At 64.4% G+C, this 26,303-nt stretch carries 29 protein-coding genes; 19 read left to right on the top strand and 10 right to left on the bottom strand.

The window, feature by feature from the left end:
• Position 1 precedes the first annotated feature (1 nt).
• Positions 2-682 carry a hypothetical protein gene (locus AADZ90_RS15505; protein ID WP_367310618.1) on the bottom strand — a complete coding sequence of 227 codons (681 nt, stop codon included), beginning with the start codon at positions 680-682 and terminating at the stop codon, positions 2-4.
• Positions 683-685: 3 nt separating this feature from the next.
• Positions 686-2,341, bottom strand: coding sequence for an energy-dependent translational throttle protein EttA (gene ettA, locus AADZ90_RS15500; protein ID WP_367310619.1), 1,656 nt, complete (start codon positions 2,339-2,341; stop codon positions 686-688).
• Positions 2,342-2,547: 206 nt separating this feature from the next.
• Between ettA and AADZ90_RS15495 the strand changes: the two genes are divergently transcribed.
• The gene (locus AADZ90_RS15495) at positions 2,548-3,663 is read left to right on the top strand and encodes a M24 family metallopeptidase (RefSeq protein WP_367310620.1); all 1,116 of its coding nucleotides are present in this window, start codon (positions 2,548-2,550) and stop codon (positions 3,661-3,663) included.
• A 32-nt stretch (positions 3,664-3,695) separates the two neighbouring features.
• On the opposite strand, the gene AADZ90_RS15490 is transcribed toward AADZ90_RS15495, so the two are convergent.
• Both AADZ90_RS15490 and AADZ90_RS15485 read right to left on the bottom strand, forming a co-directional pair.
• Positions 3,696-4,238: an AAA family ATPase gene (locus AADZ90_RS15490; protein WP_367310621.1), complete on the bottom strand. Its 543-nt coding sequence runs from the start codon at positions 4,236-4,238 to the stop codon at positions 3,696-3,698.
• Positions 4,235-5,506, bottom strand: a complete 1,272-nt coding sequence (locus AADZ90_RS15485; RefSeq protein WP_367310622.1) for a reverse transcriptase family protein — start codon at positions 5,504-5,506, stop codon at positions 4,235-4,237. Before AADZ90_RS15485 ends, AADZ90_RS15490 begins: the two co-directional genes overlap by 4 nt.
• A gap of 203 nt (positions 5,507-5,709) precedes the next feature.
• On the opposite strand from AADZ90_RS15485, the gene AADZ90_RS15480 reads away from it, so the two are divergent.
• The 3 genes from AADZ90_RS15480 to dacB all read left to right on the top strand — a co-directional run bounded on the left by AADZ90_RS15480 (position 5,710) and on the right by dacB (position 8,485).
• Positions 5,710-6,180 (top strand): MOSC domain-containing protein, encoded by a 471-nt coding sequence (locus AADZ90_RS15480; protein WP_367310623.1) that lies wholly within the window; start codon positions 5,710-5,712, stop codon positions 6,178-6,180.
• A 69-nt stretch (positions 6,181-6,249) separates the two neighbouring features.
• A complete protein-coding gene (locus tag AADZ90_RS15475) occupies positions 6,250-6,873 on the top strand; it encodes a nicotinate-nucleotide adenylyltransferase (protein WP_367310624.1) in 624 nt (207 codons plus the stop codon).
• An 88-nt stretch (positions 6,874-6,961) separates the two neighbouring features.
• Positions 6,962-8,485 (top strand): D-alanyl-D-alanine carboxypeptidase/D-alanyl-D-alanine endopeptidase, encoded by a 1,524-nt coding sequence (gene dacB / locus AADZ90_RS15470; RefSeq protein WP_367310625.1) that lies wholly within the window; start codon positions 6,962-6,964, stop codon positions 8,483-8,485.
• 50 nt (positions 8,486-8,535) lie between these two features.
• On the opposite strand, the gene AADZ90_RS15465 is transcribed toward dacB, so the two are convergent.
• Complete coding sequence (locus AADZ90_RS15465) at positions 8,536-8,721, bottom strand: PLD nuclease N-terminal domain-containing protein (RefSeq protein ID WP_367310626.1); 186 nt, start codon at positions 8,719-8,721, stop codon at positions 8,536-8,538.
• 163 nt (positions 8,722-8,884) lie between these two features.
• On the opposite strand from AADZ90_RS15465, the gene AADZ90_RS15460 reads away from it, so the two are divergent.
• Positions 8,885-9,157, top strand: coding sequence for a hypothetical protein (locus tag AADZ90_RS15460; protein ID WP_367310627.1), 273 nt, complete (start codon positions 8,885-8,887; stop codon positions 9,155-9,157).
• Positions 9,158-9,212: 55 nt separating this feature from the next.
• On the opposite strand, the gene AADZ90_RS15455 is transcribed toward AADZ90_RS15460, so the two are convergent.
• Positions 9,213-9,662, bottom strand: coding sequence for a tellurite resistance TerB family protein (locus AADZ90_RS15455; protein WP_367310628.1), 450 nt, complete (start codon positions 9,660-9,662; stop codon positions 9,213-9,215).
• Positions 9,663-9,734: 72 nt separating this feature from the next.
• Between AADZ90_RS15455 and AADZ90_RS15450 the strand changes: the two genes are divergently transcribed.
• The 14 genes from AADZ90_RS15450 (at position 9,735) to AADZ90_RS15385 (ending at position 22,489) form a co-directional block, all read left to right on the top strand.
• A complete protein-coding gene (locus tag AADZ90_RS15450) occupies positions 9,735-11,315 on the top strand; it encodes a lysine--tRNA ligase (RefSeq protein WP_367310629.1) in 1,581 nt (526 codons plus the stop codon).
• 54 nt (positions 11,316-11,369) lie between these two features.
• Positions 11,370-11,780, top strand: a complete 411-nt coding sequence (locus tag AADZ90_RS15445; protein ID WP_367310630.1) for a DUF4864 domain-containing protein — start codon at positions 11,370-11,372, stop codon at positions 11,778-11,780.
• A 122-nt stretch (positions 11,781-11,902) separates the two neighbouring features.
• Positions 11,903-14,194, top strand: a complete 2,292-nt coding sequence (locus AADZ90_RS15440; RefSeq protein WP_367310631.1) for a glycosyl hydrolase family 28-related protein — start codon at positions 11,903-11,905, stop codon at positions 14,192-14,194.
• Positions 14,195-14,418: 224 nt separating this feature from the next.
• Positions 14,419-15,159: an urease accessory protein UreD gene (locus AADZ90_RS15435; RefSeq protein WP_367310632.1), complete on the top strand. Its 741-nt coding sequence runs from the start codon at positions 14,419-14,421 to the stop codon at positions 15,157-15,159.
• Between the two features lie 2 nt (positions 15,160-15,161).
• Positions 15,162-15,464, top strand: coding sequence for an urease subunit gamma (locus tag AADZ90_RS15430; protein WP_367310633.1), 303 nt, complete (start codon positions 15,162-15,164; stop codon positions 15,462-15,464).
• Between the two features lie 12 nt (positions 15,465-15,476).
• Positions 15,477-16,283 carry a cyclase family protein gene (locus tag AADZ90_RS15425; protein WP_367310634.1) on the top strand — a complete coding sequence of 269 codons (807 nt, stop codon included), beginning with the start codon at positions 15,477-15,479 and terminating at the stop codon, positions 16,281-16,283.
• A 2-nt stretch (positions 16,284-16,285) separates the two neighbouring features.
• The gene (locus tag AADZ90_RS15420; RefSeq protein WP_367310941.1) at positions 16,286-16,591 is read left to right on the top strand and encodes an urease subunit beta; all 306 of its coding nucleotides are present in this window, start codon (positions 16,286-16,288) and stop codon (positions 16,589-16,591) included.
• A complete protein-coding gene (locus AADZ90_RS15415) occupies positions 16,588-16,914 on the top strand; it encodes an antifreeze protein (RefSeq protein WP_367310635.1) in 327 nt (108 codons plus the stop codon). The genes AADZ90_RS15420 and AADZ90_RS15415 overlap by 4 nt, the downstream gene beginning before the upstream one ends.
• Before the next feature lie 16 nt (positions 16,915-16,930).
• A complete protein-coding gene (gene ureC, locus AADZ90_RS15410; RefSeq protein WP_367310636.1) occupies positions 16,931-18,634 on the top strand; it encodes an urease subunit alpha in 1,704 nt (567 codons plus the stop codon).
• A 39-nt stretch (positions 18,635-18,673) separates the two neighbouring features.
• The gene (locus tag AADZ90_RS15405) at positions 18,674-19,123 is read left to right on the top strand and encodes an urease accessory protein UreE (RefSeq protein ID WP_367310637.1); all 450 of its coding nucleotides are present in this window, start codon (positions 18,674-18,676) and stop codon (positions 19,121-19,123) included.
• A complete protein-coding gene (locus AADZ90_RS15400; protein WP_367310638.1) occupies positions 19,123-19,749 on the top strand; it encodes an urease accessory protein UreF in 627 nt (208 codons plus the stop codon). The genes AADZ90_RS15405 and AADZ90_RS15400 overlap by 1 nt, the downstream gene beginning before the upstream one ends.
• On the top strand, positions 19,746-20,360 hold the full coding sequence (gene ureG / locus AADZ90_RS15395) for an urease accessory protein UreG (protein ID WP_367310639.1): 615 nt from the start codon (positions 19,746-19,748) through the stop codon (positions 20,358-20,360). Before AADZ90_RS15400 ends, ureG begins: the two co-directional genes overlap by 4 nt.
• A gap of 109 nt (positions 20,361-20,469) precedes the next feature.
• Entirely contained in the window at positions 20,470-20,730 is a 261-nt protein-coding gene (locus tag AADZ90_RS15390) for a spike base protein, RCAP_Rcc01079 family (RefSeq protein ID WP_367310640.1), read from the top strand.
• Between the two features lie 118 nt (positions 20,731-20,848).
• Positions 20,849-22,489, top strand: coding sequence for a hypothetical protein (locus AADZ90_RS15385; protein ID WP_367310641.1), 1,641 nt, complete (start codon positions 20,849-20,851; stop codon positions 22,487-22,489).
• Here the strand turns inward: AADZ90_RS15385 and AADZ90_RS15380 are convergent, their stop codons facing one another.
• From AADZ90_RS15380 to AADZ90_RS15365, 4 genes are read right to left on the bottom strand one after another with little or no spacing between them, the layout of a single operon-like run.
• A complete protein-coding gene (locus AADZ90_RS15380) occupies positions 22,490-23,824 on the bottom strand; it encodes a hypothetical protein (RefSeq protein WP_367310642.1) in 1,335 nt (444 codons plus the stop codon).
• Complete coding sequence (locus AADZ90_RS15375) at positions 23,817-24,497, bottom strand: ATP-binding cassette domain-containing protein (RefSeq protein ID WP_367310643.1); 681 nt, start codon at positions 24,495-24,497, stop codon at positions 23,817-23,819. Before AADZ90_RS15375 ends, AADZ90_RS15380 begins: the two co-directional genes overlap by 8 nt.
• Positions 24,494-25,297 (bottom strand): ABC transporter permease, encoded by an 804-nt coding sequence (locus tag AADZ90_RS15370; RefSeq protein WP_367310644.1) that lies wholly within the window; start codon positions 25,295-25,297, stop codon positions 24,494-24,496. Before AADZ90_RS15370 ends, AADZ90_RS15375 begins: the two co-directional genes overlap by 4 nt.
• On the bottom strand, positions 25,290-26,303 hold the full coding sequence (locus tag AADZ90_RS15365) for an NAD-dependent epimerase/dehydratase family protein (RefSeq protein WP_367310645.1): 1,014 nt from the start codon (positions 26,301-26,303) through the stop codon (positions 25,290-25,292). Before AADZ90_RS15365 ends, AADZ90_RS15370 begins: the two co-directional genes overlap by 8 nt.

Raw genomic sequence — 26,303 nt, 5'->3', positions numbered from 1 at the left:
GTTATTCGTCATCCCAAATCGAGTTTCTATTTTGAAGACCCAAACCGCTTGCAAATGAATTGTGGTTTCCCAGAGCGCCAACTCGATTGCCTAGGACGGGTCGGCTTAGCTGCCGAGTGCTTTCACGGATATTCTCAATTTCGATCTCCTGTCTGGATAATCGCCTCTCCATTCTTGCGACCAACTCTTTGAAATCGTCTCCGCTCTCCGACAGTCGCTGAAAGCCAAGCGCTACGCTTACAGGAGTGCTGACGGCATCATGTCCATCGAAGGCATTGACTTGGGTTTGGATCTTAGCAATCACCTCACGATGGGAACTCGGATCATCATACGTGTATCGAATGATGTTTGCGCCAGAAATGTCAAATGGTGGCGTTTTAAGCCAATCTGAAATCAATATAGTAGGTTTTTGAAAAGCATGTCGTACACCAAGTTCATAGAATACATTTGCGTTTAGGTCCGACAAGTCTGCAATCACTAAATCAGATTTTACTAAGTCGACTATTATTTCAGTAGTGATATGCGCTGGTCGATTTTTCGTATCAACTCGATGAGGTTTGGCATAGCCCAACCCATTTAGAGCGGGTTTCAAGATATACTCTAAAACGCAATCGCTTTGACGGCGTGTCGATGATCCTTCTTCGCCGATGGGGCAAATTACAAAACAAGTTTTTTCTGCCATTCATCACCTCGCAAACTTCTTGAACTTCACACGCCTGGGCTGCACCGCATCCTCTCCCAATCGCCGCTTCTTGTCTTCCTCGTAGGCTTCGAAGTTGCCCTCGAACCACTCCACATGGGCGTCGCCTTCGAAGGCGAGGATGTGGGTGCAGAGGCGGTCGAGGAAGAAGCGGTCGTGGCTGATGATGACGGCGCAGCCGGCGAAGTTGGTCAGCGCGTCCTCGAGCGCGCGCAGGGTTTCGACGTCGAGGTCGTTGGTGGGCTCGTCGAGGAGCAGGACGTTGCCACCGGATTTCAGCAGCTTCGCCATGTGGACGCGGTTGCGTTCGCCGCCTGAGAGCAGGCCGACCTTCTTCTGCTGGTCGCCGCCCTTGAAGTTGAAGGCCGAGCAATAGGCGCGGGAGTTCATCTGGGCATCGCCGAGCTGGATGATCTCGCCGCCGCCCGAGATCTCTTCCCAGACGGTTTTGTTCGCGTCGAGCGCGTCGCGGGACTGGTCGACGTAAGCCAGCTCCACGGTGTCGCCGTAGGTGATGGCGCCGTCGTCGGGGGTTTCCTGGCCAGTGAGCATCTTGAAGAGGGTCGACTTGCCGGCGCCGTTGGGGCCGATGACGCCGACGATGCCGCCGGGGGGGAGGGAGAAGGACAAATCCTCGATTAGGAGCTTGTCGCCCATGGCCTTCTTCAAGTGCTCGACCTCGATCACCTTGCCGCCGAGACGCTGGCCGTTGGGGATGATGATCTGGGCGCGGCCGAGTTTCTCGCGTTCGGACTGGTTCGCGAGCTCCTCATAGGCCTGGATGCGGGCCTTGGATTTGGCCTGGCGGGCCTTCTGGCCCTGGCGCATCCATTCAAGCTCGCGTTCGAGCGTCTTCTGCTTGGACTTGTCCTCGCGCGCCTCCTGTTCGAGGCGCTTGGCCTTCTGTTCGAGCCAGGCTGAATAGTTGCCCTCGTAGGGAATGCCGCGGCCGCGGTCCAACTCAAGGATCCAGCCGGTGATGTCGTCGAGGAAGTAGCGGTCGTGGGTGACGACGAGGATGGTGCCCTTGTATTCGATCAGGTGGTTCTGGAGCCAGGCGATGGTTTCCGCATCGAGGTGGTTGGTCGGCTCGTCTAGGAGCAGCATGTCGGGCTGTTCGAGGAGCAGCTTGCAGAGCGCGACGCGGCGCGCCTCGCCGCCCGAGAGGTTTTCGGGCATGGCGTCGTCGGGCGGGCAGCGCAGCGCTTCCATCGCGACGTCGATCTGGGCGTCGAGATCCCAGAGGTTCTGAGCGTCGATCTCATCCTGGAGGCGGGCCATCTCATCGGCCGTCTCGTCGGAATAGTTCATCGCCAGGTCGTTGTAGCGGTCGAGGATGTCCTTCTTGGCCTTGACGCCGAGCATGACGTTTTCGCGGACGGTGAGCGCCGGGTCGAGCTGGGGTTCCTGGGGGAGGTAGCCGACATTCGCGCCCTCGGCGGCCCAGGCCTCGCCCTGGAACTCGGTGTCCTGGCCCGCCATGATCCGCATCAGCGTGGATTTCCCGGTGCCGTTGACGCCGACGACGCCGATCTTCACCCCGGGCAGGAAGTTGAGACGGATGTTTTCGAAGACGGTCTTGCCGCCCGGATAGGTCTTGGAGACGCCGTCCATGTGGTAGACGTATTGGTAGGCGGCCATGTCGGGTGCTCCTTGTGCGGTGGGTTGCGGCGGTTCTAGCTTTGGGGTGCGTGAGCTGCAACGGGGGACGGGACCGGCGCTCGCCCGTTCCGGGCATCGCCCCGCCCACCGTCCCGTTCGCCGGGCGAAATCGTTCGCTGGACGATTTCCTAGAAGCCCGCTCACCCTTCGGCGAGAGTATTTGAGGCAAGATGAGGAGGGGGATATTGGGACCGGCGTTTGAACGGACAGAATATCACGACCGGGTGACGCGGGTGCAGGCGCTGATGGCAGAACGCGGGTTGGACGCGCTTTATCTGGGGGATCCGTCGAACATGAACTGGCTGACCGGCTATGATGGCTGGTCGTTCTACGTGCCGCAGGGGGTGATCCTGACCGCGGAGGGGGAGCCGTGGTGGTGGGGCCGGGCAATGGATGCCGCCGGAGCAGTGCGGACCGTGTGGATGGGGTCGGAGCGGATCGTGTCCTATGCCGAGACGCTGGTGCAGTCCGACAGCGTACATCCGATGGAGGACCTTGCGGCGCGGTTCGCCGATCTGAGGGTGCTGCGCATCGGGGTGGAAGCCGATGGCTATTGGTATACGGCCCGGGCCGACGCTGTTCTGCGCGCGGGCTCGCCCGGCGTGGACATCGTCGATATCGGCGATGCCGTGCGTCGGTGCCGGGCGGTGAAGTCCGATGCGGAAGTCGCGGTGATGCGGGCGGCGGCGCGGATTGCGGAACGGGCCATGGCTGTCGCGCTGGAGCATGCGCGGCCTGGCGTTCGGCGCAACGAGGTCGCCGCGGCGATCATGGCGGCGCAGATCGAGGGCGCGGATGGTCAGTGGGGCGATTATCCCGCGATCGTGCCGATGCTGCCCGCAGGCGCGGACGCGGCCGCGCCCCATCTGACATGGGACGGACGCCCATTGGTCGCCGGCGAGGCGATCTTTTTCGAACTTGCCGGATGTGTGCGGCGGTATCACGTGCCCCACTGCCGGACGGCGATGCTGGGCGACGTGCCTGCCGCGATGGCGCGGGCCGAGGCCGTGGCGGGCGATGTGGCGCGCGCGCTGACGGCGGCCCTCGCGCGGGCCGGGATCGAGAAGGACGGGCGGTGCGGTTATGCCGTTGGTCTGTCCTATCCGCCCGATTGGGGCGAGCGGACGATCTCGTTCCGTGCCGACGACGAGACGGTTCTGGAACCCGGTATGACCTTCCATTTCATGCCGGGGCTCTGGATGGAGGATTGGGGGATCGAGATCACCGAGACGATCCTGATCCGCCGGGACGGCCCCGCCGAGTGCCTATGCGACATGCCCCGCCCGATCGCGCGGGTCTGACGGGACCTAAGCCATAAGGGAGTGTCGAGGACTCAGAATGGGCTTTGATCGAGCCAGTCGGTGATCGTCGATGCCGATTGTCTGGCGGTCAGATGTGTCGTGTCGAGGTTGAGGACGCGATCCTCGTCTGCGCCGAGGAGGGGTTTGGCCTCTGCGTGGTTTCTGAGCACGTAGGACGGGTCGCGGGGTTTGCGTTTGAGATCACGCTCTTCCGACTGGATGCGGCGGATGTTTTCGTTTTCGTCGCAATGGATGTGGACGACGCAGAAGGGCGGGCGGGCCTTGCCGAGGTCTACGATGCGCTGCCATTCCGCGGCGCCCCAGGCGCTGTCGCCGGCGAGGACGGTCGTCAGGATGACGGGCTGATCCGGGGGCAGTTTCAGGATCAGGTCGTGGGCGATGGCTTCGACCTTTTCGACGGTGTCCCGGAATTCGGGAGATTTGAACTCGGTGAGCGCGAAGGCGACGTTGTAGACGGTGTGGATGTCCAGGAGGCGGCCGTGCAGGAGAGCGGCGAGCTCGCGGCCGATGGTGAGCTTGCCGGTGCCGGGATAGCCGTTCAGGACGATGATCATCGGGGTCGCGCTTCTGTTGGCCGGAGCTTTCGCTCCAGGGCTTTTGCGAGCTTTTCGCCTCGGGCCGGGTTCAAGCGGAGCGCCCAGGCGATGCGGCCGGCGAGGGCGGGGAGGTCGGTGTCGGGACCAAGCTGGTGGATCTGGGCCTTGAGACGGTCGTAGTCGCGGCGGGGCAGGTTGGGGTGGGCGTTGACCACGATGCCGGTGGTGACCTGCCGGCGGTGGGATGGTGCAGTCCGGGTTTTGGCCAGGTTGAGACGGAAACCTTCGGCGGTGGTGATGTGAGGGACGGCCTTGAGGAGGGGCGCGGCGATGGTGGCGTCGCCGGAGAAGGTGAGGTCGTCGGCGTAGCGGGTGTAGGTGGCGCCGAGGGAGCGGGCGAGGCCGGTGAGGCGGCGGTCGAGGCGGAAGACGCAGAGGTTGGCGAGTGCCGGCGAGGTCGGGGCGCCTTGCGGCAGGTGGCGGGTGGCGAAGCGCGGGTCGAGATCGTGCGCTTCGATTACGGCGCGGGGGGTGAGGACGGTGGTGAGGTTGGCGAGGGCTTCGGTGACAGGCTCCGGATAGCCCAGATGGTGGAAGAGGCCGAGGATGCGGCTGCGGGTGACGGTGGGGAAGAAGTCCTTGAGGTCGAAGCCGACGAGCATCGGTTCGGCGGCATGTCTGGCCGCGGCGTCGATGGCGCTGCGGCCCTTGGTGAAGCCGTAGCTGGCCGGGTGGGCCGGCACGTGGTCGAGCAGGCCGTGGAGGAGGCGGCGCTGGAGCCGTTTGAGGAGCGGTTTGGGCTCTTCGATCAGGCGCGGGTGGCCATTCGACTTGGGGATGACGTGGTGGCGGTAATGGGGTGCGAAGGGGGTGGCGGTGCGGGCGGACAGGCATCTGGGATCGGTGAAGCGGAGGATCTGGTCGGGCGACAGGGCGAGCCAGTCTCCCAGCGCCTCGGTCGTGTCGAGCGCGGGAAGAGCGCATTTGGCGAAGGCCGGGTGGGGGGCGAAGCGGGGTGGAGAGATTTCGGGCGGCGGTGGGCCGTTCTTGCGGGCGTGGCCGCGGATGGTTGCGAAGGACGGATGGTGGGAGAGCGTCTGGGCGAGGGCCTCCGTTGTCGGGGCGATGGCGCCGGGATGGCTCGCGTGGAGGTCGGCGGCCAGGGCATCGGCCCGGCGTGTGAGGCGGCGGGGGAGAAGCTTGCGGAGGCGGTCGGCGAGGGCGCGTTCCTCCCATGAGCCGCGGGTGAGGTGCGGGGCGATGCGGCGGGCGAGCGGGTCGGTCATGGGATGGACCGGGGCGTGCCCTCTCCTCGCCAGGCAGGGACCGCACTCGGTGCAGCCGAGCCGCGTCCCTGCGCCGGATGTGCATGGTCTGATATATCGGACGGGGAAGCCCCGCCGCGGACGGTCTTGGCCGTCTGTCGCACGATCCGGTCCATCTTGGGGCCGAGCTTATTGGCCGGGGCAGAGGGGAGGCAAGAGGGCCGATGATGGAATTGAGGGAGATGATGGCGCGCCATGCGCGGAACGGGCGGGTCGACTGGATCGGGGTGCGGCCGGGGCGGCGGGAGGACATGCGGGTGGTCGAAGGGGCTGAGATCGATGCCGCGGGGTTGGCCGGAGATCATGGGCGGCCGGGGAAGCGGGCGGTGACCTTGGTGCAGGCGGAACATCTGGGGGTGATCGGCGCTCTGCTGGGGAGAGAGGCGGTCGATCCGGCCTTGTTGCGGCGGAACATCGTGGTGTCGGGGCTGAACCTTCTGGCGCTGAAGGGGCGGCGGGTCGTGGTCGGCTCGGCCGTTCTGGAGGTCTGGGGGCCGTGCCCGCCATGCAGCCGGATGGAGGAGGTTCTGGGTCGGGGCGGATATTCGGCGGTGCGGGGGCACGGCGGTGTTTATGCGTCCGTGGTGGCTCCCGGAGCAGTGCTGGCCGGGGAGGCCGTGTGGCCGGAGGGCTAAGCGGCTCGTCTTGGCCGGAGTAGTGCGGTATCGGTGGCAGTGCCGGGTTGCGCTGGGGATGGATGGACGATGATGCGGGCGAGCTTGCCGCGGGCGGGCCGGGGGCAGGTGGTGGGGCTGCTTGGCGGGTCGTTCGATCCGCCGCACGGGGGGCATGTGCATATCACGCGCGCGGCGCTGCGGCTCTTCGGGTTGGATCGCGTCTGGTGGCTGGTGTCCCCCGGAAATCCGTTGAAGACGAATGCACCTGCGCCGCTAGCGGAGCGGCTGGCGGCAGCGGAGCGGCTGATGGTCGATCCGCGGGTGACCGTGACCGATATCGAGGCGCGGACGGGTACGCGGTACACGGCCGAGACGATTGAAGCGCTGATGGCGCTTTACCCGGGTGTGCGGTTCGTGTGGCTGATGGGGGCGGATAACCTCGCCGGGTTTCATCGCTGGGAGCGCTGGCGGTGGATCATGGAGACGGTGCCGGTGGGTGTGCTCGCCCGGCCGGAGGAGCGCATCTCGGCCCGGATGTCGCCGGCGGCGCGGATCTACCGGGAAGCGCGGCTGAGGGGGCAGCGAGCGCGGTTGCTGGGCCGGGCGGAGGCGCCGGCCTGGGCGTTTCAGAACCTGCCGATGATGAAGGTGTCGTCCTCGGAGATCCGCGCCGCGGGGCGCTGGAGAGGCGGCGGGCACACTTTGCCATGAACTTTACGCGAGGCTGCCCGGTTTCGGGCATGGGAGGCCGCGATGGTGGTTGCGGTTCTCCGACGCTGGGGCGAAGACAGGTAGCGAGATGACAGGGTATTTCCGATCGGACTGGACGCGCCGGGGGCTGCTTGGGGGCCTGGCTGGTGCGGCGGCGGGTGCGGCCTGGGCGGAGGCGCCCTTGCGGTCGCTCAGGCCGGTGGCGCGCGATCCCCGGCTGGCCGAACAGGCGGCGCTGGCGCGGCCGCGGGCGCGGCGGGAATCGCAGGCGCTGGTCGATCAGGCGGGGTTAAGCGGGGTGGTGGCCTTTGCCGTGGCCGATGCGCGGACAGGGCGGATCCTGGAAGCGCTGGAGGAGGATCAGCCTTTGCCGCCGGCGAGCGCGCTCAAGGCCGTGACGGCGGCCTATGCGTTGGAGCGCCTGGGGCCGTCCTACAGGTTTCGGACGGAGGTGATCGGGACGGGGCCCGTGCGCGAGGGCGTGCTGGACGGTGATCTGGCGCTGATCGGCGGCGGCGATCCGGTGATGAATACCGATCATCTGGGACTTTTCGCCGAGGCGCTGAAGGACCGCGGCATCCGGCGGGTCACGGGCGATTTAGTGATCTGGGCCGGGGCGCTGCCCTATGTGGCGATGATCGACCCGTCGCAGCCCGTCTATGTGGGCTATTCGCCGTCGGTCTCGGGGCTGAACCTGAACTTCAACCGGGTGCATTTCCAGTGGCAGCGCAACGGGACCGATTACGATATCACGATGGATGCCCGAACCGAACGGTATCGGCCTGAGGTTGCGATGTCACGGATGCAGATCGTAGATCGCAGGACGCCGGTCTACACCTACGAGGACCGGGAGGGCGCGGATCTCTGGACGGTGCGGCGCGGGGCCCTGGGTGCGAGCGGCAGCCGCTGGCTGCCGGTGCGGAAACCGGTTCTCTACGCCGGAGAGGTGTTCCGGGTGCTTCTGCGCGGGCAAGGAATCACAATCGGCGGGACGATCGCCGAGGCGGCGGAGCGGCCCGAAGGCCCCGTGCTGGCCGAGCGGACGTCACCTGCGCTGCGGGTCATCCTGCGGGACATGTTGCGCTATTCGACCAACCTGACGGCAGAGGTCGTGGGGATGACCGCGACGGCGGCGGCAGGATCGATCCCGGCGGACCTGCGTCAATCGGGCCGTGAGATGGCCCGCTGGGCGGCGGCACGTTATGGCGTGGGGTCGCGGTTTGTCGACCATTCGGGGCTGGGGGACGGTTCGGCCCTGAGCGCGGTTGAGATGGTGCGGATCCTGAATGGATCGGGTGCAGACGGAGCGTTGCGGCCGATTCTGCGGACGATCCCGATGCGGGATGCGAACCGAAATATCATCCAAGGCCATCCGGTGGCGGTGCAGGCCAAGACGGGTACGCTGAATTTTGTGAGCACCCTCGCCGGGTTCTGCGATGCGGTGGATGGGCGGGATCTGACGTTTGCGATCTTCACCGCGGATATGGGCCGCCGGGCGGGGCTGTCGCGGGCGGAGCGGGAGCGGCCGGAGGGCGGCCAAAGTTGGGCGCGGCGGTCGCGCAATCTGCAGCAGCGGCTGCTGCAGCGCTGGGGCGTCGTGCACGCGACATGAAAAAGGCGGCCATCGAGGCCGCCTTTTTCAAAGCTCTTAGAGGTATTCGGTCAGACAGTCGCGCTGCTGCCGCGTGGACCCGCGATCAGCCAGACGATGAAGCCGACGATCGGGAAGAAGATCACACCGAGGGACCAAAGCACTTTGCCGCCCATCGAAGCACCCGAAGTCAAGATATTGTAGAGCGCGTAGATGATAAGCGCGAGATGTATGAGGCCGAGAATACCATATTCCATAGGATTTCTCCTGTCAGATTGCATGACGTTGTGAGCAGTGAATGGATTGACGATCGCGGAAGTTCCGAAATTCCGGCGAAAAATTATTTTGGAACTTTTCCGCCGAGTGCCGCGTCTTGCAGGTGATTGTGGCGAATGACGTCGCGCTGAAAGGAGAGAAAAAATGAAAGCCGTATGGGCTATTCTTGCAGTCGTAGTTGTGGGTGTTGCAGTTTATCTGGGTGTCGCTCTGGTCGACGTGGATCAGACCCAAGAAGCACAGCTTCCCGATGTGGATGTGACCGTCGAGGGTGGCCAGGCGCCGGAATTTGACGTCGATACGGGCGAGATCGAGACCGGTACGACCACCGTCGAAGTTCCGACGCTCGAGATCGAACGGCCGGCGGAAGACAGCCCCGACAATGATGTCGACACTGCCGAAAACGCCGAAAACTAAGTTTTTGGAATATACAAGGGGCGGCCACTCGGGCCGCCCTTTTTGTTTTCCCTTGTCAGATCGTCAGATGACGGGCCCGGGCGCCCCTTTCAATGGCGGCGGCATGGAGACGGTCGAGATTGAGCTCGTAGCGCATTTCTTCCAGAAGGCGCAGTTCGGACTGGGCAATGACACCGTCTGAGGCGGCAACGTCGCAGGCAAGCGCATAGGCAGTCTCATAAAGCCTCTCTGGCAGCGCGTCGCGGATCAGGCCGAAGAGGGCGTCGAGGCCATCCTCCTGCTCGAACAGCTCGAAAACCATCTGGGACACGAGCCGCAGCTTGTCGGGGTCGTAGCCGCCGAAGACCGGCAGCGTTTCGACGATATTGGTGATCTTGAGGAGCTCCGCCGTCCGCATCGTCTCGTCCGAGGCTGAGACGGCCACCATCATCGCGGCAAGCGCGTCTTGCGGGGTCATGGCGGCGGTATTGTTCACGGGCTCGTCCTCTTGATTGTCGTGCGACATTTATTGACCCCGCGCGCGCCCCGCAATAGGGACCGTTCGCCCGGGATGGCGGGCCGATGAGAGGGTTTGACGATGTCGGAATTGCGCGAAGCCGGAATGCGCTCGAAAGCGTGGCCGTTCGAGGAGGCGCGCAAGATCGTCAAACGCTATGAGGCGGGGGCGCCCGAGAAGGGGCATGTGCTGTTCGAGACGGGATACGGGCCGTCCGGTTTGCCGCATATCGGGACCTTCGGAGAGGTGGCGCGCACGACAATGGTGCGCCGCGCCTTCGAGGCGATTTCCGATATCCCGACGCGGTTGATCTGTTTCTCGGACGACATGGACGGGATGCGGAAGGTGCCGGAGAACGTGCCGCAGCAGGACGCCTTGCGCGAGCATCTGCAAAAGCCGCTGACGTCGGTGCCGGACCCGTTCGGGGAGTTCGAGAGCTTCGGGCACCACAACAACGCGATGTTGCGGCGGTTTCTGGATCAGTTCGGGTTCGGGTACGAGTTCATCTCGGCCACGGAGTTCTACGCGTCGGGGCAGTTCGACGAGATCCTGCTGCGCTGTGCGGAGCGGTATGAGCCGTTGATGGCGCATATGCTGAAGACGCTGCGGGACGAGCGGCGCGAGACCTATTCGATCTTTCTGCCGATCCATCCGGACACGGGGCGGGTGCTGTATGTGCCGATGAAGAACGTCGATGCGGGCGCGGGCACCGTGACGTTCGACGATGAGGACGGGCGGGAATGGACGCTGCCGGTGACTGGCGGCCATGTGAAGCTGCAGTGGAAGCCCGATTTCGGGGCGCGTTGGGCCGCGCTGGGCGTGGATTTCGAGATGTATGGCAAGGATCACGCGGCCAATTCACCGGTCTATGACGGGATCTGCCGGATCCTGGGGGAGCGGGCGCCGGAGCACTACATCTACGAGCTGTTCCTGGATGATAAGGGCGAGAAGATCTCGAAATCCAAGGGGAACGGCATCTCGATCGACGAGTGGCTGACCTATGCTTCGGCCGAGAGCCTGGCCTATTTCATGTTCCAGAAGCCGCGGACGGCGAAGCGGCTGCATTTCGACGTGATCCCGAAGGCGGTGGACGAGTATCACCAGCAGCTGCGGGCCTATCCCGACCAGGCGCTGGATCAGCAGCTGGCCAATCCCGTGCACCACATCCATGGCGGGGACGTGCCGGAGAGCACGCTGATCGTGCCGTTCGCGATGCTGTTGAACCTTGCCGCGGTATCTGCGGCGGAGGAGAAGGAGCGGCTTTGGGGGTTCATTCAGCGCTATGCGCCCGAGGCGTCGCCCGAGAGCCATCCGGATCTGGACGCGGCGGCGGGCTTTGCCGTGCGGTATTTCCAGGACTTCGTGAAGCCGGAGCGGGCCTTTCGCGCACCCGACGAGACAGAGCGGGCGGCGCTGGAGGATCTGCGCGGGCGACTGGCGGCCTGGGACGGGCCGGTCGAGGCGGAGGCGTTGCAATCGATGGTCTTTGCGGTCGGCAAGGCGCACGGGTTCGAGCCGCTGCGGGCCTGGTTCACGGCGCTTTACGAGGTGCTGCTGGGGGCCAGCCAGGGGCCACGCTTCGGCGGGTTCATCGCGCTTTACGGCGTCGAGGAGACGGTCGCACTGATCGATGCGGCCTTGGCGGGTGATCTGATAAAATAGAACCGGACAGGGCCATGGCGCGTATCCTCTCTGTAGCCGGAGAGGAGATGTGCGATGTTGAAGCCTTTCGTGTTGGTGGCGGGGTTGACCCTTGCGGGTGCCGCGTTCGGGCAGAATGCGGCGGATGGCGCGGCGATTTCCCAGACGATCCAGAACCAGATGGACGCGTTCAAAGCGCGCGATGCCGCCACGGCATTCGAGTTCGCCTCGCCCAACATCAAGGGGATGTTCGGGACGCCCGAGCGGTTCGGCACGATGGTCGAACAGGGTTATCCGATGGTCTGGAACAACGACGAAGTCCGGTATCTGGAACTTCGCGAGATCGCCGGGCGGCTTTGGCAGAAGGTCATGATCCGCGATGCGTCGGGCGGGCTGACGATGCTGGACTACCAGATGATCGAAACGCCCGAGGGCTGGCAGATCAACGGCGTGCAGATCCTGCCGATGCCGGGTATCGGCGCCTGAGCCGTTGCGCGCCGAAGGGCACCGTGACGGTGGCGTGAGCCTCTGTTGAGGTTTCGTCCTTAACCCCTACCGCGACGCCGGGACGACCCGGCGGTGCTGCTCGCGAGAAAGGGGTTTTCTGGATGAACATGGCGATTACCGACGGGCTGGCGCTGACGCCGCCACCCTTCGCCGACGGACTTGAGGTCTGGTCGAGCGGGAACGGCACACCGGGATCGGACACCTATGCCGGGTCGGGACCGGGGGCGTTCTTGCCGGCGGATCAGGATTTCGGCGGCTGCCTGGAGATCTTCAAGGCCGACGAGCCGACGCGGCTGCGCTATATGGGTCAGACGCCGATCCTGCCGGGCTGCTATCTGAAGGTTACGGCCCGCGTGAAGGCCGTATCCGGCGTTTTGCCGACGGTGCGGATCGCGGGCTATGCGGCGCGGTCCGATGGCAGCGAAGTGACGACCGTCACCCGACTTGGGCCCGCGGTGCAATTGACGAGCTATGGCACTGTCGTCGAGGTGTCGGCGATCATCGGGACCGGGAATCGCGGCGGCGTGCACATGGTCTGGAGCGGGGATGTCGCCTACGGCCACCTAGGGATCGATATACAGGGCGCCAATGGCGCGGTGATCCGGGTCGACGATCTTGAGATCGAGGATATCTCTGGCGCGTTTCTGAGCCAGCTGGTGTCGACCGTCGATGTGCGCGATTACGGCGCCGTCGGGGACGGTGTGACCGACGATCACGCGGCCTTCGTTGCGGCCGATAACGCGGCCGACGGGCGCGAGGTGCTGGTGCCCGAAGGGACGTTTTTCATCGGTAGCAACCTGAGCATGAGCAGCTTCGTGCGGTTCCGGGGGCGGCTGACGATGGCGGCGACGACGCGGTTCATCCTGACGAACAATTACGACTATCCGACCTATGTCGACGCCTTCAAGGACGAGGAAGTGGCCTTTGCCAAGGCGTTTCAGGCGCTCTTGCATTTTACGGACCATGAATCGCTCGATCTGGGTGGTCGGCGGATCGGTCTGACCCGTCCGTTGGATATGCAGGCGGCGGTGGCGACGCGCGACACGTTCGCCGTGCGGCGGGTGATCCGGAACGGGCAGTTCCATGCGCTGGAAAGCCCGGACTGGGAGGCTGGTGAGGTCACGTCGCAGGCGAGCTACAGCACGTCGAACGCGACCACGCTGTCGAACGTCCAGAACATCGCCAATATCGAGGTTGGCTCGCTCGTCGAGGGCAGTGGCGTGGGCCGCGAGGTCTATGTTCAGGCGGTCAATGTGGGCCAGCGGAGCCTGACGCTGAGCCAGCCGCTGTTCGATGCCGAGGGCACGCAGGTCTACACGTTCCGGCGGTTCCGATATTTGCTGGATTTCAGCGGGTTCAACCAGCTGAACGTTTTCGGTCTGGAAGGGATCGAGTTCCAGTGCGAGGGCCGGGCGAGCGGCATCATGCTGGCGCGGACGGGCGTGGGGTCGTCGATCTCGGGCTGTTTCATCACCAAGCCGAAGGATCGCGGGATCACCTCGATCCAGTCGGCCTGCCAGGGCCTGCTGATCGATCAGTGCCAGTTCCTGTCGAACGAGCAGCCGCTGAGGGTGCAGGACCGGACGACGCTGGTGCTGAACGTCAACGCCAACGACGTGAAGATCCGTGATTGCCGCGCCGTGCGGTTCCGGCATTTCGCTGTGCTGGCGGGCACGGGGCACACGATCACCGGCAATCATTGGTTCAACGGCGATGACGAGACGGACGGTGTCCGCGTCGGCGGGATCGTTTTCACGACGCCGAACGTGAAGAGCCTGATCACCGCGAACTACATCGACAACAACTTCATCGAGTGGACCAACGAGCACGAGGCCAATCCGAACTTCAACAATCAGTTTTCGTTCGGGGGGATGACGATCACGGGGAACACCTTCACCGTCAATGACGCGGCGAGCTGGTTCAACTGGCTGGTAATCAAGCCCTACGGCGAGGGGCACTTCATCCAAGGCCTGGCCGTGATCGGGAACGTGTTCCGGACGCTCAACGGCAATATCGACCGGATCGAGCGGGTCGATACGACCTATGCGGACCTGAACTATTTCCGGATGGTGAATGTCGTCTTCTCGGCGAATACCTTCAACGGGATCAACGAGCCGGTCTACAACCCGGTTAGCCTGCGACACGAGGAGGCCTCGGCCGCGTCAGTCTGGACGGTGAACGGGGCGCCGTATTTGCCGTTTGGCGGCAACGCGCGGGTCTGCGAGTCGGTGGTGCCGCGCGGGGCGTTGAAGAACTCGGGCGGGACGACCGTCTATCCCGGGCATCACGTCGACATCAACGCGGGCAGCAATAACGATCAGTTGCGGATTAACTGGGAACTGCCCGTGAAGGGGGCGGTGAATGTTGTGCTGAGGATGGATAATCCGTCCTGATCCGATTTGGGCGGGCGCTGATGGCGCCCGCCCTTTTTGTTTGCGCTTGCCTATTTGATGGGCGTTCTCGCCGTTCGAGGGGGGTGTCGGTGTGGTGCGGGATGGGCAGTGCCCGAAGGGCCGGTTAGAGTTCGAGGAACGACCCCGAAGGCCTGCACGTGCTGGACGCGACAACCGAAGATCAAGCGATTAGCGCGCAGCCGCGGGCACGGGGGGGTCTTTCCGTGCGCTTCGGGGCCGGTGGGCTGGAGCACTTGCGCCAGTCAGGATCTTTCAAAGCGCTGTTTCCGCGGGGCACGGACCCCGAAGAGATCGTCGGGCTGAACACGGCTGGCGGAATGACCGGGGGCGACCGTTTCGAGGTGGTCTTGTCGGTCGGCGATGGCGCGGCGGTGCGATATACCACGCAAGCCGCAGAGCGGGCCTATCGGGCGATCGGCGGGCAAGTTGCCACGGCCGTCAGCCGGTTGGAGGTCGCAGGCGATGGATGCCTGCATTGGCTGCCGCAGGAGACAATCCTTTACGAAGGATCGGCGTTGGACCGGCGGTTCGAGGTGGATTTGTCCGCCGATGCGACGCTGATCGCCGTCGAGACGCTGGTCTTCGGGCGCCGGGCGATGGGCGAAGTGCCGCAAAAACTGCGGTTTCGCGATCAGTGGCGGGTGCGCGTGGACGGAGCGTTGGTGTTTGCCGATGCCGTGCGGCTGGACGACGCGATCACGCAGATGGACCGGCCGGTGATCGCAGGCGGCGCGGGCGCCGCTGCGCAAGTGCTGGCGGTGACGCCGAAGGCCGAAGGACTGGCGCGGATCCCGGCGCCGGAAGGCGGTGCGGTCAACCTGATCCGGCCGGGCGTCCTGTTCGGGCGGGTGCTTGCCGAAGACGGATTTGCGTTGCGCAAGGTCCTGGTGCCTTATCTCGAAAAACTGACCGGGCGACCGGTGCCGAAGGTGTGGAGGCTCTAGCGATGCAATTGACCCCGCGTGAGAAGGACAAGCTGCTGATTTCGATGGCGGCGGAGGTCGCGCGCAAGCGGCTGGAGCGGGGCGTGAAGCTGAACCACCCCGAAGCGATCGCGCTGATCACGGATTTCGTCGTTGAAGGGGCGCGCGATGGCCGGTCGGTCGCCGACATGATGGAGGCCGGGGCCGAGGTCATCCGCGCCGATCAGTGCATGGCGGGCGTGCCCGAAATGATCGAAGAAGTGCAGGTCGAGGCGACGTTTCCGGACGGAACGAAGCTTGTCACCGTGCATCGGCCCATACGATAGGAGAGATGCGAGATGTGTGATCATTGCGTGATCGAGAGCGTCAAGGCGCGGATGCTTTCGCGGCGGGATCTGTTCAAGGGTGGCGCGGCGGGGGCCGCTGCGCTTGCCGTCGGGGCCGCGCCTGCGGTGGCAGCGGCGCATGGGTCGGTCATCGACCTGACCCATACCTATGGTGAGGATTTCCCGACCTTCTTCGGAGAGCCGGGGATCACTTACGATCAGGCGTTCAACTTCGCCGAACACGGTTTCAACTCGTTCAATCTGTCAATCGACGAGCATACGGGGACGCATATCGACGCGCCGCTGCATTTCTCGGCAGATGGGGCGTCGGTCGACGAGATCCCGACCGAGGATCTGGTGGTGCCGCTCTGCGTTGTCGATATCCGCGAGAAGGCCGCGGAGGATGTGGACGCGCAGGTGACGCCGGACGATCTGAGTTCCTGGATCTCGGCCAACGGAGATATTCCCGCGCGGGCCTGCGTTGCGATGCTGTCGGGCTGGGCTGCGAAGGTCGGGTCGGATAAGTATCGCGGCGTGGACGAGGCCGGTGCCTTGCATTTCCCCGGCTTCCATCCCGAGGCGGCGGCGATGCTGCTGGAGACGGAGGCGGCGGTCATGGCCGTCGATACCCTGTCGCTGGATCACGGACCGAGCGCGGATTTCGCGACGCATTACGCGTGGCTGCCCGCTGGGCGCTACGGGATCGAGAACGTGGCGGGGCTGGATCAGGTGCCAGCGGCAGGGGCCACCATGATCGTGGGCGCACCGAAGCATCGCGGCGGCTCTGGCGGGCCTGCGCGCATTCTGGCGCTGGTGTGACCATGATCCCAGGGGAAGTCATCACTGCCGAGGGCGACATCGTGCTGAACGAGGCCCGCGAGGCGATCACGCTGGAGGTCGCGAATACGGGCGACCGGCCGGTGCAGGTCGGCTCGCATTACCATTTTGCCGAGGCCAATGCGGGCCTCGCGTTCGATCGGGAGGCGGCGCGGGGTCGGCGGCTGGATATCGCGGCGGGCACCGCCGTTCGGTTCGAGCCCGGGCAGCGGCGCGAGGTGCAGCTGATCGAGATTGGAGGCGCCCGGCGCATCTTTGGATTCAACGGTCAGGTGATGGGGGATCTATGAGACAGCGCAAGGGCACACACGCAACGCCTGCGGATCTTATCGGAACTTCGGTTCGGTTCTGGATGCTGATAGCGGAAACGCAGTCGGTCATTGCGATGCGGACGCTGGGGATGGCGGGGCTTTGGTCCGTCAAGCCGACGGAGCGGCGGCGGATGGTAGAAGAAAAGCTTCCCGCCTTTACCGAGGCGGCGATGGCCGCGGGCACGGCCGCATTTCACGGCAAGCGGCCGGATCAGGTGATGGATGCCGCGATGCGGCCTTTGGGGAAGGCAACACGCGCGAACTCGAAACGTCTTTCCAGGCGGGGGGTCTGGCGGCGATGAGGAGAGGAGCGATCTGATGGCGGTGAGGATTTCGCGGAGCGATTACGCAGGCATGTTCGGGCCGACGACCGGGGACCGTGTCAGGCTGGCCGATACGGAGCTCTTCATCGAGGTGGAGCGGGATCTGACCACTTATGGCGAAGAGGTGAAGTTCGGCGGTGGCAAGGTCATCCGTGATGGGATGGGGCAATCGCAGGTGACCCGGGCTGAGGGTGCAGTCGACACGGTGATTACCAATGCGCTGATTGTCGACTGGACCGGGGTCTACAAGGCAGATGTCGGGCTGAAGAACGGCCGGATCGTGAAGATCGGAAAGGCAGGCAACCCGGATACTCAGCCAGGCGTCGATATCGTCGTCGGTCCGGGGACCGAGGCGATTGCCGGGGAAGGTAAGATCCTGACGGCGGGCGGGTTCGACAGCCACATCCACTTTATCTGTCCGCAGCAGATCGAGGATGCGCTTTACTCCGGGATCACCACCATGCTTGGCGGTGGCACGGGCCCGGCCCACGGGACCTTGGCGACGACCTGCACACCGGGATCCTGGCACATCGGGCGGATGCTTCAGGCGCTGGATGCGTTTCCGATGAATTTCGGCCTGTCCGGCAAGGGGAATGCGTCCCGGCCCGACGCCTTGGTCGAAATGGTCGAGGCCGGGGCTTGCGCGCTGAAGCTGCACGAGGATTGGGGCACGACGCCCGCGGCGATCGATTGCTGCCTGTCGGTGGCCGACGACATGGATGTGCAGGTCATGATCCACACCGACACTTTGAACGAGAGTGGTTTCGTGGAGAACACCGTGGCAGCGATGAAGGGGCGCACGATCCACGCCTTCCATACGGAGGGGGCGGGCGGCGGCCACGCGCCGGATATCATCAAGATCTGCGGCGAGGCGCATGTGCTTCCCTCCTCGACCAACCCGACACGGCCCTTCACGGTCAACACGGTGGACGAGCATCTGGATATGCTGATGGTGTGCCATCACTTGGACAAGCGGGTGCCGGAGGACGTGGCATTCGCCGAAAGTCGGATCCGGCAGGAGACGATTGCGGCGGAGGATATTCTGCACGATATGGGCGCGTTCTCGATCATCGCTTCCGACAGCCAGGCGATGGGGCGCGTGGGCGAGGTGATCATTCGGACGTGGCAGACGGCGCACAAGATGAAGGTGCAGCGGGGGCGGCTGCCGGACGAGACCGGGGAGAACGATAACCTGCGGGTCCGGCGGTATGTGGCGAAATACACGATCAACCCGGCGATCGCGCATGGGATGTCCACCGAGATCGGGTCGATCGAGGAAGGCAAACGGGCGGATCTGTGCCTTTGGTCGCCCGCGTTCTTTGGCGTGAAGCCCGAGATGGTGCTGATCGGTGGCACGATTGCCGCGGCGCAGATGGGCGATCCGAATGCCTCTATCCCGACGCCGCAGCCGGTCTACACGCGGCCGATGTTCGGGGCTTTCGGGCGCGCGGTGGAGCGGTCGGCGGTGACGTTCGTGAGCGCCGCTGCCATGGGGATCGGGGATCGGCTGGGGCTTGCGAAAGAGACTGTCGCAGTGGTCGGCACACGGGGGATCGGGAAGGCTGATCTGAAGCTGAATGACGCGCTGCCCAAGGTCGAGGTCGACCCGGAGACCTACGAAGTGCGCGCGGATGGGGAATTGCTGACCTGCGCGCCGACGGAGGAGCTGCCGATGGCGCAGCGGTATTTCCTGTTTTGAACCGATGGTCTTTTGCGGTGGCAATGCGAGGGGCAGGCGATGAGTGAGTTGCCGATTGCGTCTGATGTCGCCTTGGGCGGGTCCTGGGATCAGGCCATGGGCGAGGTGACGCTGACCTATGATGAACGGTTCCTGCGGCGGAAGCGGCTGACGACGGATGATGGGCAGCCGTTTCTGGTGGATTTGCCGAAGGCCCGGTCCCTGGTTGCCGGAGAGGCGTTGATCCTGGGCGATGGGCGGTATGTAGGCGTGAAGGCGGCAGATGAGCCGCTGATCGAAGTGCGCGGAGACCTTCCCCGGCTGGCCTGGCATATCGGCAACCGCCATGCCCCCTGCGAGGTTTTGCCCGACGCGTTGCGGGTTCAGCGAGAGCCCGTCATGCAGGACATGTTGGAGCGATTGGAGGCGGACGTTCGAGAGGTAGAGGCCCCGTTTCAGCCCGAGGGCGGCGCCTACGGCCACGGTCGGACCCACGGGCATAGTCACTGATGCTGGCGCCAGAAGAGCTTTTGTGTGTGTCGCAATGGCTGTCGCCCGCCTTTCCGGTGGGCGGGTTCGCTTACAGTCAGGGGCTGGAGGCGGGCGTATCAAGCGGAGACGTCTGCCCGGACACACTCGAGGATTGGGTCGACGGCGTCCTGAGATACGGCGCCGGACGGATGGATGCCGTGTTGTTGTGCGCTGCGGCGCGCGGCGAGGACGTGTCGGAGCTGGCGGAAGCCCTTGCCGTGTCGTCGGGGCGGCGGCGCGAGACGCTGGAGATGGGCGCGGCGCTGGGGCGCTGTTTGCGGGGATCGTTCGACATGGAGATGCCCGATGGCGCCTATCCGGTCGTATTTGGTCAAGCGGTTCGGGCGCGAGGCCTGCCTTTGGAGCCTGTGGTGGTTCTATTTCTGCAATCGCTTACGACGCTTCTGGTCCATGCAGGTCAGCGGCTGATGCCGCTGGGGCAGGAGAAGGCGCAGAGGATCATCGCGGAGTTGGGGCCCGTCTGCGTGTCGGTCGCCGGAGAAGCGTTGGCGAGCGGGATCGACGAGATCGGCACGGCGACGTTCGGGGCGGATCTGGCGAGCTTGCGGCAGGACAGCCTTGAGGTGAGGATCTTTCGATCATGACATCGGCAAACGGACCTTTGCGGATCGGCATCGGCGGGCCGGTCGGGGCGGGCAAGACAACGTTGACGGCAGAGCTTGCCCGGCACTGGCGCGAGCGATTTTCCGTCGCCGTCGTGACCAATGATATCTACACACGCGAAGATGCTGAGGCGCTGATGCGGATGCAGGTTCTGCCGCTCGACCGGATCCGCGGCGTGCAGACCGGGGGGTGCCCGCATACGGCGATCCGCGAGGATGCCTCGATCAACCTTGCTGCGATCGCGGAGTTGCAGGAAGAGATTCCGGATCTTGATATCGTCCTCATTGAATCCGGCGGCGATAACCTGAGCGCGACGTTTTCGCCCGAGCTGGCGGATGTCACCGTCTACGTGATCGACGTGGCGGCGGGGGAAGAGATCCCGCGGAAGGGCGGACCGGCGATCACACGCTCGGACCTGCTGGTCATCAACAAGACCGACCTTGCGCCCCATGTCGGCGCGTCGCTCGACGTGATGCGGCGCGATGCGGCCCGGATGCGGCCCGACCGGCCTGTTGTGTTCGCCAATTTGCGGCAGGGCGGCGGCGTCGGTGAGATCGTCGCCACGCTGGAGGAAGTCGGCGGGCTGGGCTGACCGTTGCGCGCGCCGGGGGTGAGCGTTCGGGCGCCTCACCTCCCGTTCAGATCCGGGGTTTAGATGCCTTTCCTGAAACATCCTTATTCGTTCAGGGAGGGCTTCGGCCATGAAGGATCTCTTTTCCACCCACTCTGTGGGGCTGACCGCCCCGATCTCGGAAGCGGCTGCTGTCGTGCCGGCTGATGATGTCGACCTGCCGTTTGCATCGCGGGTTCTTTTCGTCGGCGGGGGCGGGGATCTGCGGGTGACGCTGACCGGTGGACGGATCGTGACGCTGCGCAATCTGGCCGCTGGCTGGCACCCCCTGCGCGCCGCCCGGGTCTGGGCCACCGGGACAAGCGCCACCGATATCGTGGCGGGCTGGTAATGATCGGTGCCGGCCTTGGGCGACTGGTCTTTCTGCCGGGCAGCCCCGTTCTACCCGTCGCGCCGCGGCCGCCGGTGCTGACCTATTCACAAATCTTACGACATCTGGAGGCCGAGTGATGGCGACCCAACAGGACCTGGACAATGCCGCGGTCGATGCGCTGGCGTTGACGCGATTCATGACCGCGGATGCGGGCAGCAGCAACTACAACTCGGCCGGGATCGCGGTCGGAACCTTGGCCGATCGGGTTGGCGACCTGTCAGCCCAAACGGCGGAGTTCGAGACCGTGGGCGCCCTGCGGGGTGATCCCGTGGCGCGGCCCGAAGGTTCTATCCTGAAAGCGTTGCGGGAGCGTGCCGCTTACAGGGTCGTCGGGGCGGCTGAATGGGCCGATCTGATCACCACGGGCGGATCCCGGCTGCGGCATATCGAGGGGCCGTATGTTATCGTGCTGACGGGGCAATCGAACGCGGCAGGGTCCAATCCCGATGGCCCGAACCCCGCTTCGCCGCTGGTGCGCACCTGGGATCCGGTGATTGGTGCCTGGGGCGGGTCCGACCGGACTGCGACGCCCTGGAGCCGGGCGAACCCCGATGGAAGCGGCGGAAACAACAACTATGCTCTGGCCAGGGCGCACCGCGTCGCGGACGATACTGGGCGGCCAGTCTTTGTGATCTTCGACGCGCGGGGTGGAGCACCCATAGAGGATTGGGTTGCAAACGGCGTATCCTCGACTCGATATGCCAGCCTCAAGGCGAAGGTCGATGCGGCGTTTGCATCCGAACCGCTCGCCTCGGCCGGTGTGACGGTAGTAGACGAGATTATCATGGCCCAGGGGGAGGCGAACTTCGCCGACGATTTTGCGACCCACCGGGACAACCTGAAGATCTTCAATGCGCAGATCCGGGCCGAGAGCTGGTGCACCGATCATACGCCGGTCTATCACATGGCGCCGTCGGATCTTCATGACCGCTACGAGTGGCGTGGAGCGCTGCAATATCTTTGCAGCCACGTCGATAACCGCAATGTCTTTGTGCCGTCGAACGGCCTGAAGACGGAGTATTCCGAGACCGGATCGGGCGATTATACGCATTTCCTGGGCGAGAGCCTCTGGCAGGCGGGCTACTACCGGATCGCGGACGCGACGCTGACGGAGACGGCGCCGCAGATCTTTTATAATCGGGGCAGCGGGCCGCTTTCGCCGTCTGATTTGACAGCACTCTGCACGTTCGACACGCTGGTATCGCGCGACAGCTGGACGTCGTCGACCCCCGCGGACGGGCCGGCAGCGAACGGGGCGATCAGCTGGGGCTATCAGTGTTATGCAGATGGCAACTATACCGTGGCGACCGGCTATGAATGCGCGACCGGAAACCTTGCCAATTACGGAATCGTCGCAGGACGGGCGGTCGTCGCCGATGACACCTCCGATTACTTCGCGGGGTTCGGATACCAGAATACCCTTTCCGCCCGCTACACGCTGGCCACCGGGCGCGGGCATACTGTCGCGGATGAAGGGGCGACTGCTGTCGGTATGTTCTCGGAATATGTGGCAGCGGAGGCCGATCCGATCGTTTTTCAGGCGGGCGCAGGGACGTCGTCGAGCAATCGCAAGAACGTTTTAACCATCCGCAAATCGGGGCGGATCGAGGCAAAGAACCTGCCTGTCCATCCTGACAACGTCACGGCGCTGTCGGGCGGTCTGTCGGCAGGTGATGTCTACCAGACCTCAGGAGGGGATCTGAAGATCGTCATCTGATCAGAACCTCCGCTGCGGAAGGAGCATCTTGATGGCACCAAAGGCACAGAGTGCCAAAAGAAGGGTCAGGAAAGCCGCTGCGGGAATGCTGGGGTGGGTTGGTGTCGCTGCGCTTTGCGGCGGCACCACGATCTGAAAGACGCTCATGTTTGAGGCTGCATCCTCCCGCGCGGCCGAGAGGGCGCGCTGGGCTTCGGTCAACGCCTCTTCCGCGATTCGAACCTCCAATGCGGTGCGTTCATGCTGCATCAGCTGGGCCGTCAGGGGGGTATCGGACGCCTCTGGTCCACCCACGAGGAGCTGGCGTTCCGCGTTGATCTGCGATTGGAGGCGTGTCTGGAATTGCTCAAGCTGTTCCGTCCGATAGGTGCCGGACTGACCCGCGATCTCCGCCCTTGTAAGGTCGGCTTGGACACGATCCGCCTCAGCTTCCAGCGCTTCGATGCGGCTATAGACACCACCAATCCGCTGTCGCGGGTCGGCCTCCCGCGTTTCGAGCTGCAGCTTGGTGAGATCGGCATGGGCCGAGGCAAGGGATTGCCGCGCCTGATCCACAGCCGCTTCGGCGCTCGCGACACGCTTCGTATAGATATCGGTATTCAGGCGGTTGATCTGCTGTGCGGTTTCTTCGAGCGCCAGTTGGGCGATCTCGGTCGACTGGATGGGATCGGGTGTCTGAACGCTTAGTGTCAGGAGCCCGCTTTGGACGTCAATCGACGCGTCCACGAAGCGGCGGAAACCGCTTTCGCGGTCGATGCTCAGAGTTGGGATGTCCCGCAGGCGGAAGACGGGATCGACGGTTGGGCCACTGAGCGTGCCCACGAGGCCGGTCTTGTCGTCGAGGATAGCCATCATCTGCCCGGACCGGACGAATTCGTGGGCCATGTAGAGTTCAGGTGCGGGGGCGACGCGTCCGCCTATGCCGAAAGCACCCAACGCGCCTTGTTCCGCCCTTTGGCCGTCGCGGGTGATGGCAACGACGGCGGTTGCTTCAAAGAGCGGGACGGCGATCGTCGAGAGGTAGGTCACGACCGCGATGACCGGCAGGACGATGAAGGTGGCGAATTGAGCAAGCAGCCGGGATTTGCGTAGGCTGCGGCGCCGGTCGAGATCGGCAGCGATGCGGGCGATGTCGGCCTCGTCGGGAAGAAGCGCCTCGGCTTCGGCACGTTGGCGTTTGGCCTCCTCTGCCTGCTGACGGGCACGGTCTTCCGCGGCCTGAAGAAGACGTTCCTTCTTACCTTCGTCGGCGATGCGGGCGCGTTCCTCGCGCCAGAGGCGAATCCGTTCGTTCTCCTGAGCGGGTTCCGGGGCGGCGAAGGCAGGTTCAGACATGGGCGGGGTCCTTGCGGTTTTGGCGGCGCTCCGCGGCAAGGTCGCAGGCCGCTTGCGCGACTTTGGCGGACGGGCATGGGCGCAGCATTCCGTCGGTGAGGAGGAGAATATGATCGCACCATGCATCGAGCTGCCTGGCGTTCCGGGAGAGGAAGATCAGCCCTGCATGGTCGAGGCGCCCGCGGAGGAGAGCCTCGCTTTTCGCGCGGGTCTCGGCGTCGCCCACGGTGATCGTTTCGTCGGCGATATAGGTGTCGCATCTGATCGCAAGCGAGGCGGCATAGGCGAGGCGGGCGCGTTCGGCCGGGGAGAAGGACTTCATCCGGGCGGAGAGTGGGCGGTCGAGGGCGGCGAAGCTCTGGCAGAACGCGATATAGTGCGCCGGGTCTTCGCCGATCGTCCGGGCGAGGTGATGGAGGTTATCGGCGGCCGTCAGCTCCGGGTGGAGCATCCCGGCATGGCCGAGCGGCCAGGAGACGCGGCCGGTTGACAGGACCGACCCGCTGGCGGGCCGCTCTATCCCGCAAAGAAGGCGCGCTATCGTGGTTTTGCCGCTTGCGGCGGGCGCGAGGATGCCAATCCTTTGGCGGTCGCCGAAGATCGCGTTTGCACGATAGAGGACGGGCCGGGCTGCGCCTGTCGGCCAGAGGGTGACATCCCGCAAGGCGATCATATCCGGTACCTTGATGCGGTCCGCGCGGTGATCACCCGCTCGACGGGGATGGAGAGCAGCCAGAGGCCGCCCGCGATTCCGAGCGGATACCAGATGTTCGAGATCGGGGAGGCGTATCCGTTGAAGTAGCTTTCCCGCAGAAGCTCCACGATGTGGAAGGTCGGGCTGAACCAGAGCGCGGTTTGCAGCGCTCCGGAGAGCTCGCCCGCGGTGTAGAAGATGCCGGAAAGCCAGAAGAGCGGGCGCAGCAGGATCGGGATCGACCTTGAAAAACTGTCGCTCACGAGGACGAGAACGGCGGCGAGGCGCCCAAAGCCGGTGCCGAGGCACCAGGCAAGGACCATGGCGAGCGCCACTCCCGCTGGGGTGGCGGGCATCGGGGCGTCGAAGAGGAAGGTGATCGCGCCGAAGATCACGATGGCGGCGACGGCCATATTGATGAAATCGAGAAGTGCAGAGGCGAGCATTATCTCGTTCATCGAGACCGGTCTGAGAAAGAGCATGTGCCGAGCGCTGACGACGGACCGGCTCATGGACGTGATCGTCTGGCGGAAGACGAGGTAGGGCAGGATGCCGGTCGCGACGAAGATCTCGGGACCGACATGGATCGGCGGGAAGCGGTTGAGCAGGTGGAAGACGATGACGACGAGCGCGATCCAGGTCACGGGCGTCAGGAAGGCCCAGACGTAGCCGATGGCACTGGCGGCAAAGCGGCTCTGCCGTTCGCGCAGCATGAGGGCGGCGATGCGGTCAGCCCGGCCGGCATAGGTTACGGCGAAAAGCGGTGCTGCGTCAGACATCGTAATAGGATCGGTACCAGTCGACGAACCGCCTGACGCCGTCTTCGACGGGCATGTTCGGGCGGAAGCCGGTGAGCGTGTGGAGAAGGTCGGAGGACGCCCAAGTGCTGGGCACGTCACCTTTCTGCATCTCCATGAAGTTCTTTTTCATTTCGAAGCCGAGTGCGCCCTCGGTGGCCGAGATGAAATCCATCAGCGGGATCTGCTGGCCGTTGCCGATATTGACGACCCGCCAAGGCGCGACGGGGCTGAGAGTGTCGCCTTCCGGGATCGTGTCGCGATCGGCCGGCTCTTCGGGGGCGACGTCGATCAAGAGGCGAATCGCGCGGACAAGATCGGTCACGTAGGTGAAGTCGCGCGACATCTGGCCGTGGTTGTAGATATCGATTGCCTCTCCCGCGAGGGCGGCGCGCACGAACTTGAAAAGGGCGAGGTCCGGCCTCCCCCACGGCCCGTAGACCGTGAAAAAGCGGAACACTGTCGTCGGCACCTTCCAGAGATGGGCGTTGGCATGGGCCATCACCTCGTTCGCCTTCTTGGTGGCGGAGTAGAGCGTCAGGGGATGATCAGTCTTCTGGTCCTCGGTAAACGGCATCTCGATATTCGCGCCATAGACGGAAGAGGTGGAGGCCATCAGAAGGTGATCGACACTGCGGGCTCGGGCCTCTTCGAGGACATTGAAGGTGCCGATCAGGTTAGCATCGATATAAGAACGAGGATTTTCAAGGCTGTAGCGGACGCCTGCCTGAGCGGCGAGGTGGATGATGATGTCGGGCTCGGCGGCGTCGAGGGCCTTTTTAAGAAGTGCCTCGTCCTCCAGCATCCCTTCGGTCGCAGTAAAGGCCTCGTTCTGCAGCAGGTTCTGATGACGCCGCCGTTTCAGCGTGACGTCGTAGTAATCCGTCATGCCGTCATAGCCCGCGACGCGGAACCCTTCGGCCAGGAGCAGTTCTGCCAGGTGGTAGCCGATAAATCCCGCGGTGCCGGTGATGAAAACGGTGCGCAT

Source organism: Aestuariibius violaceus (assembly GCF_040779325.2).
In the GTDB taxonomy this organism is placed as follows: Bacteria; Pseudomonadota; Alphaproteobacteria; order Rhodobacterales; family Rhodobacteraceae; genus Aestuariibius; species Aestuariibius violaceus.
This window is presented reverse-complemented; position numbering and strand designations above follow the sequence as displayed.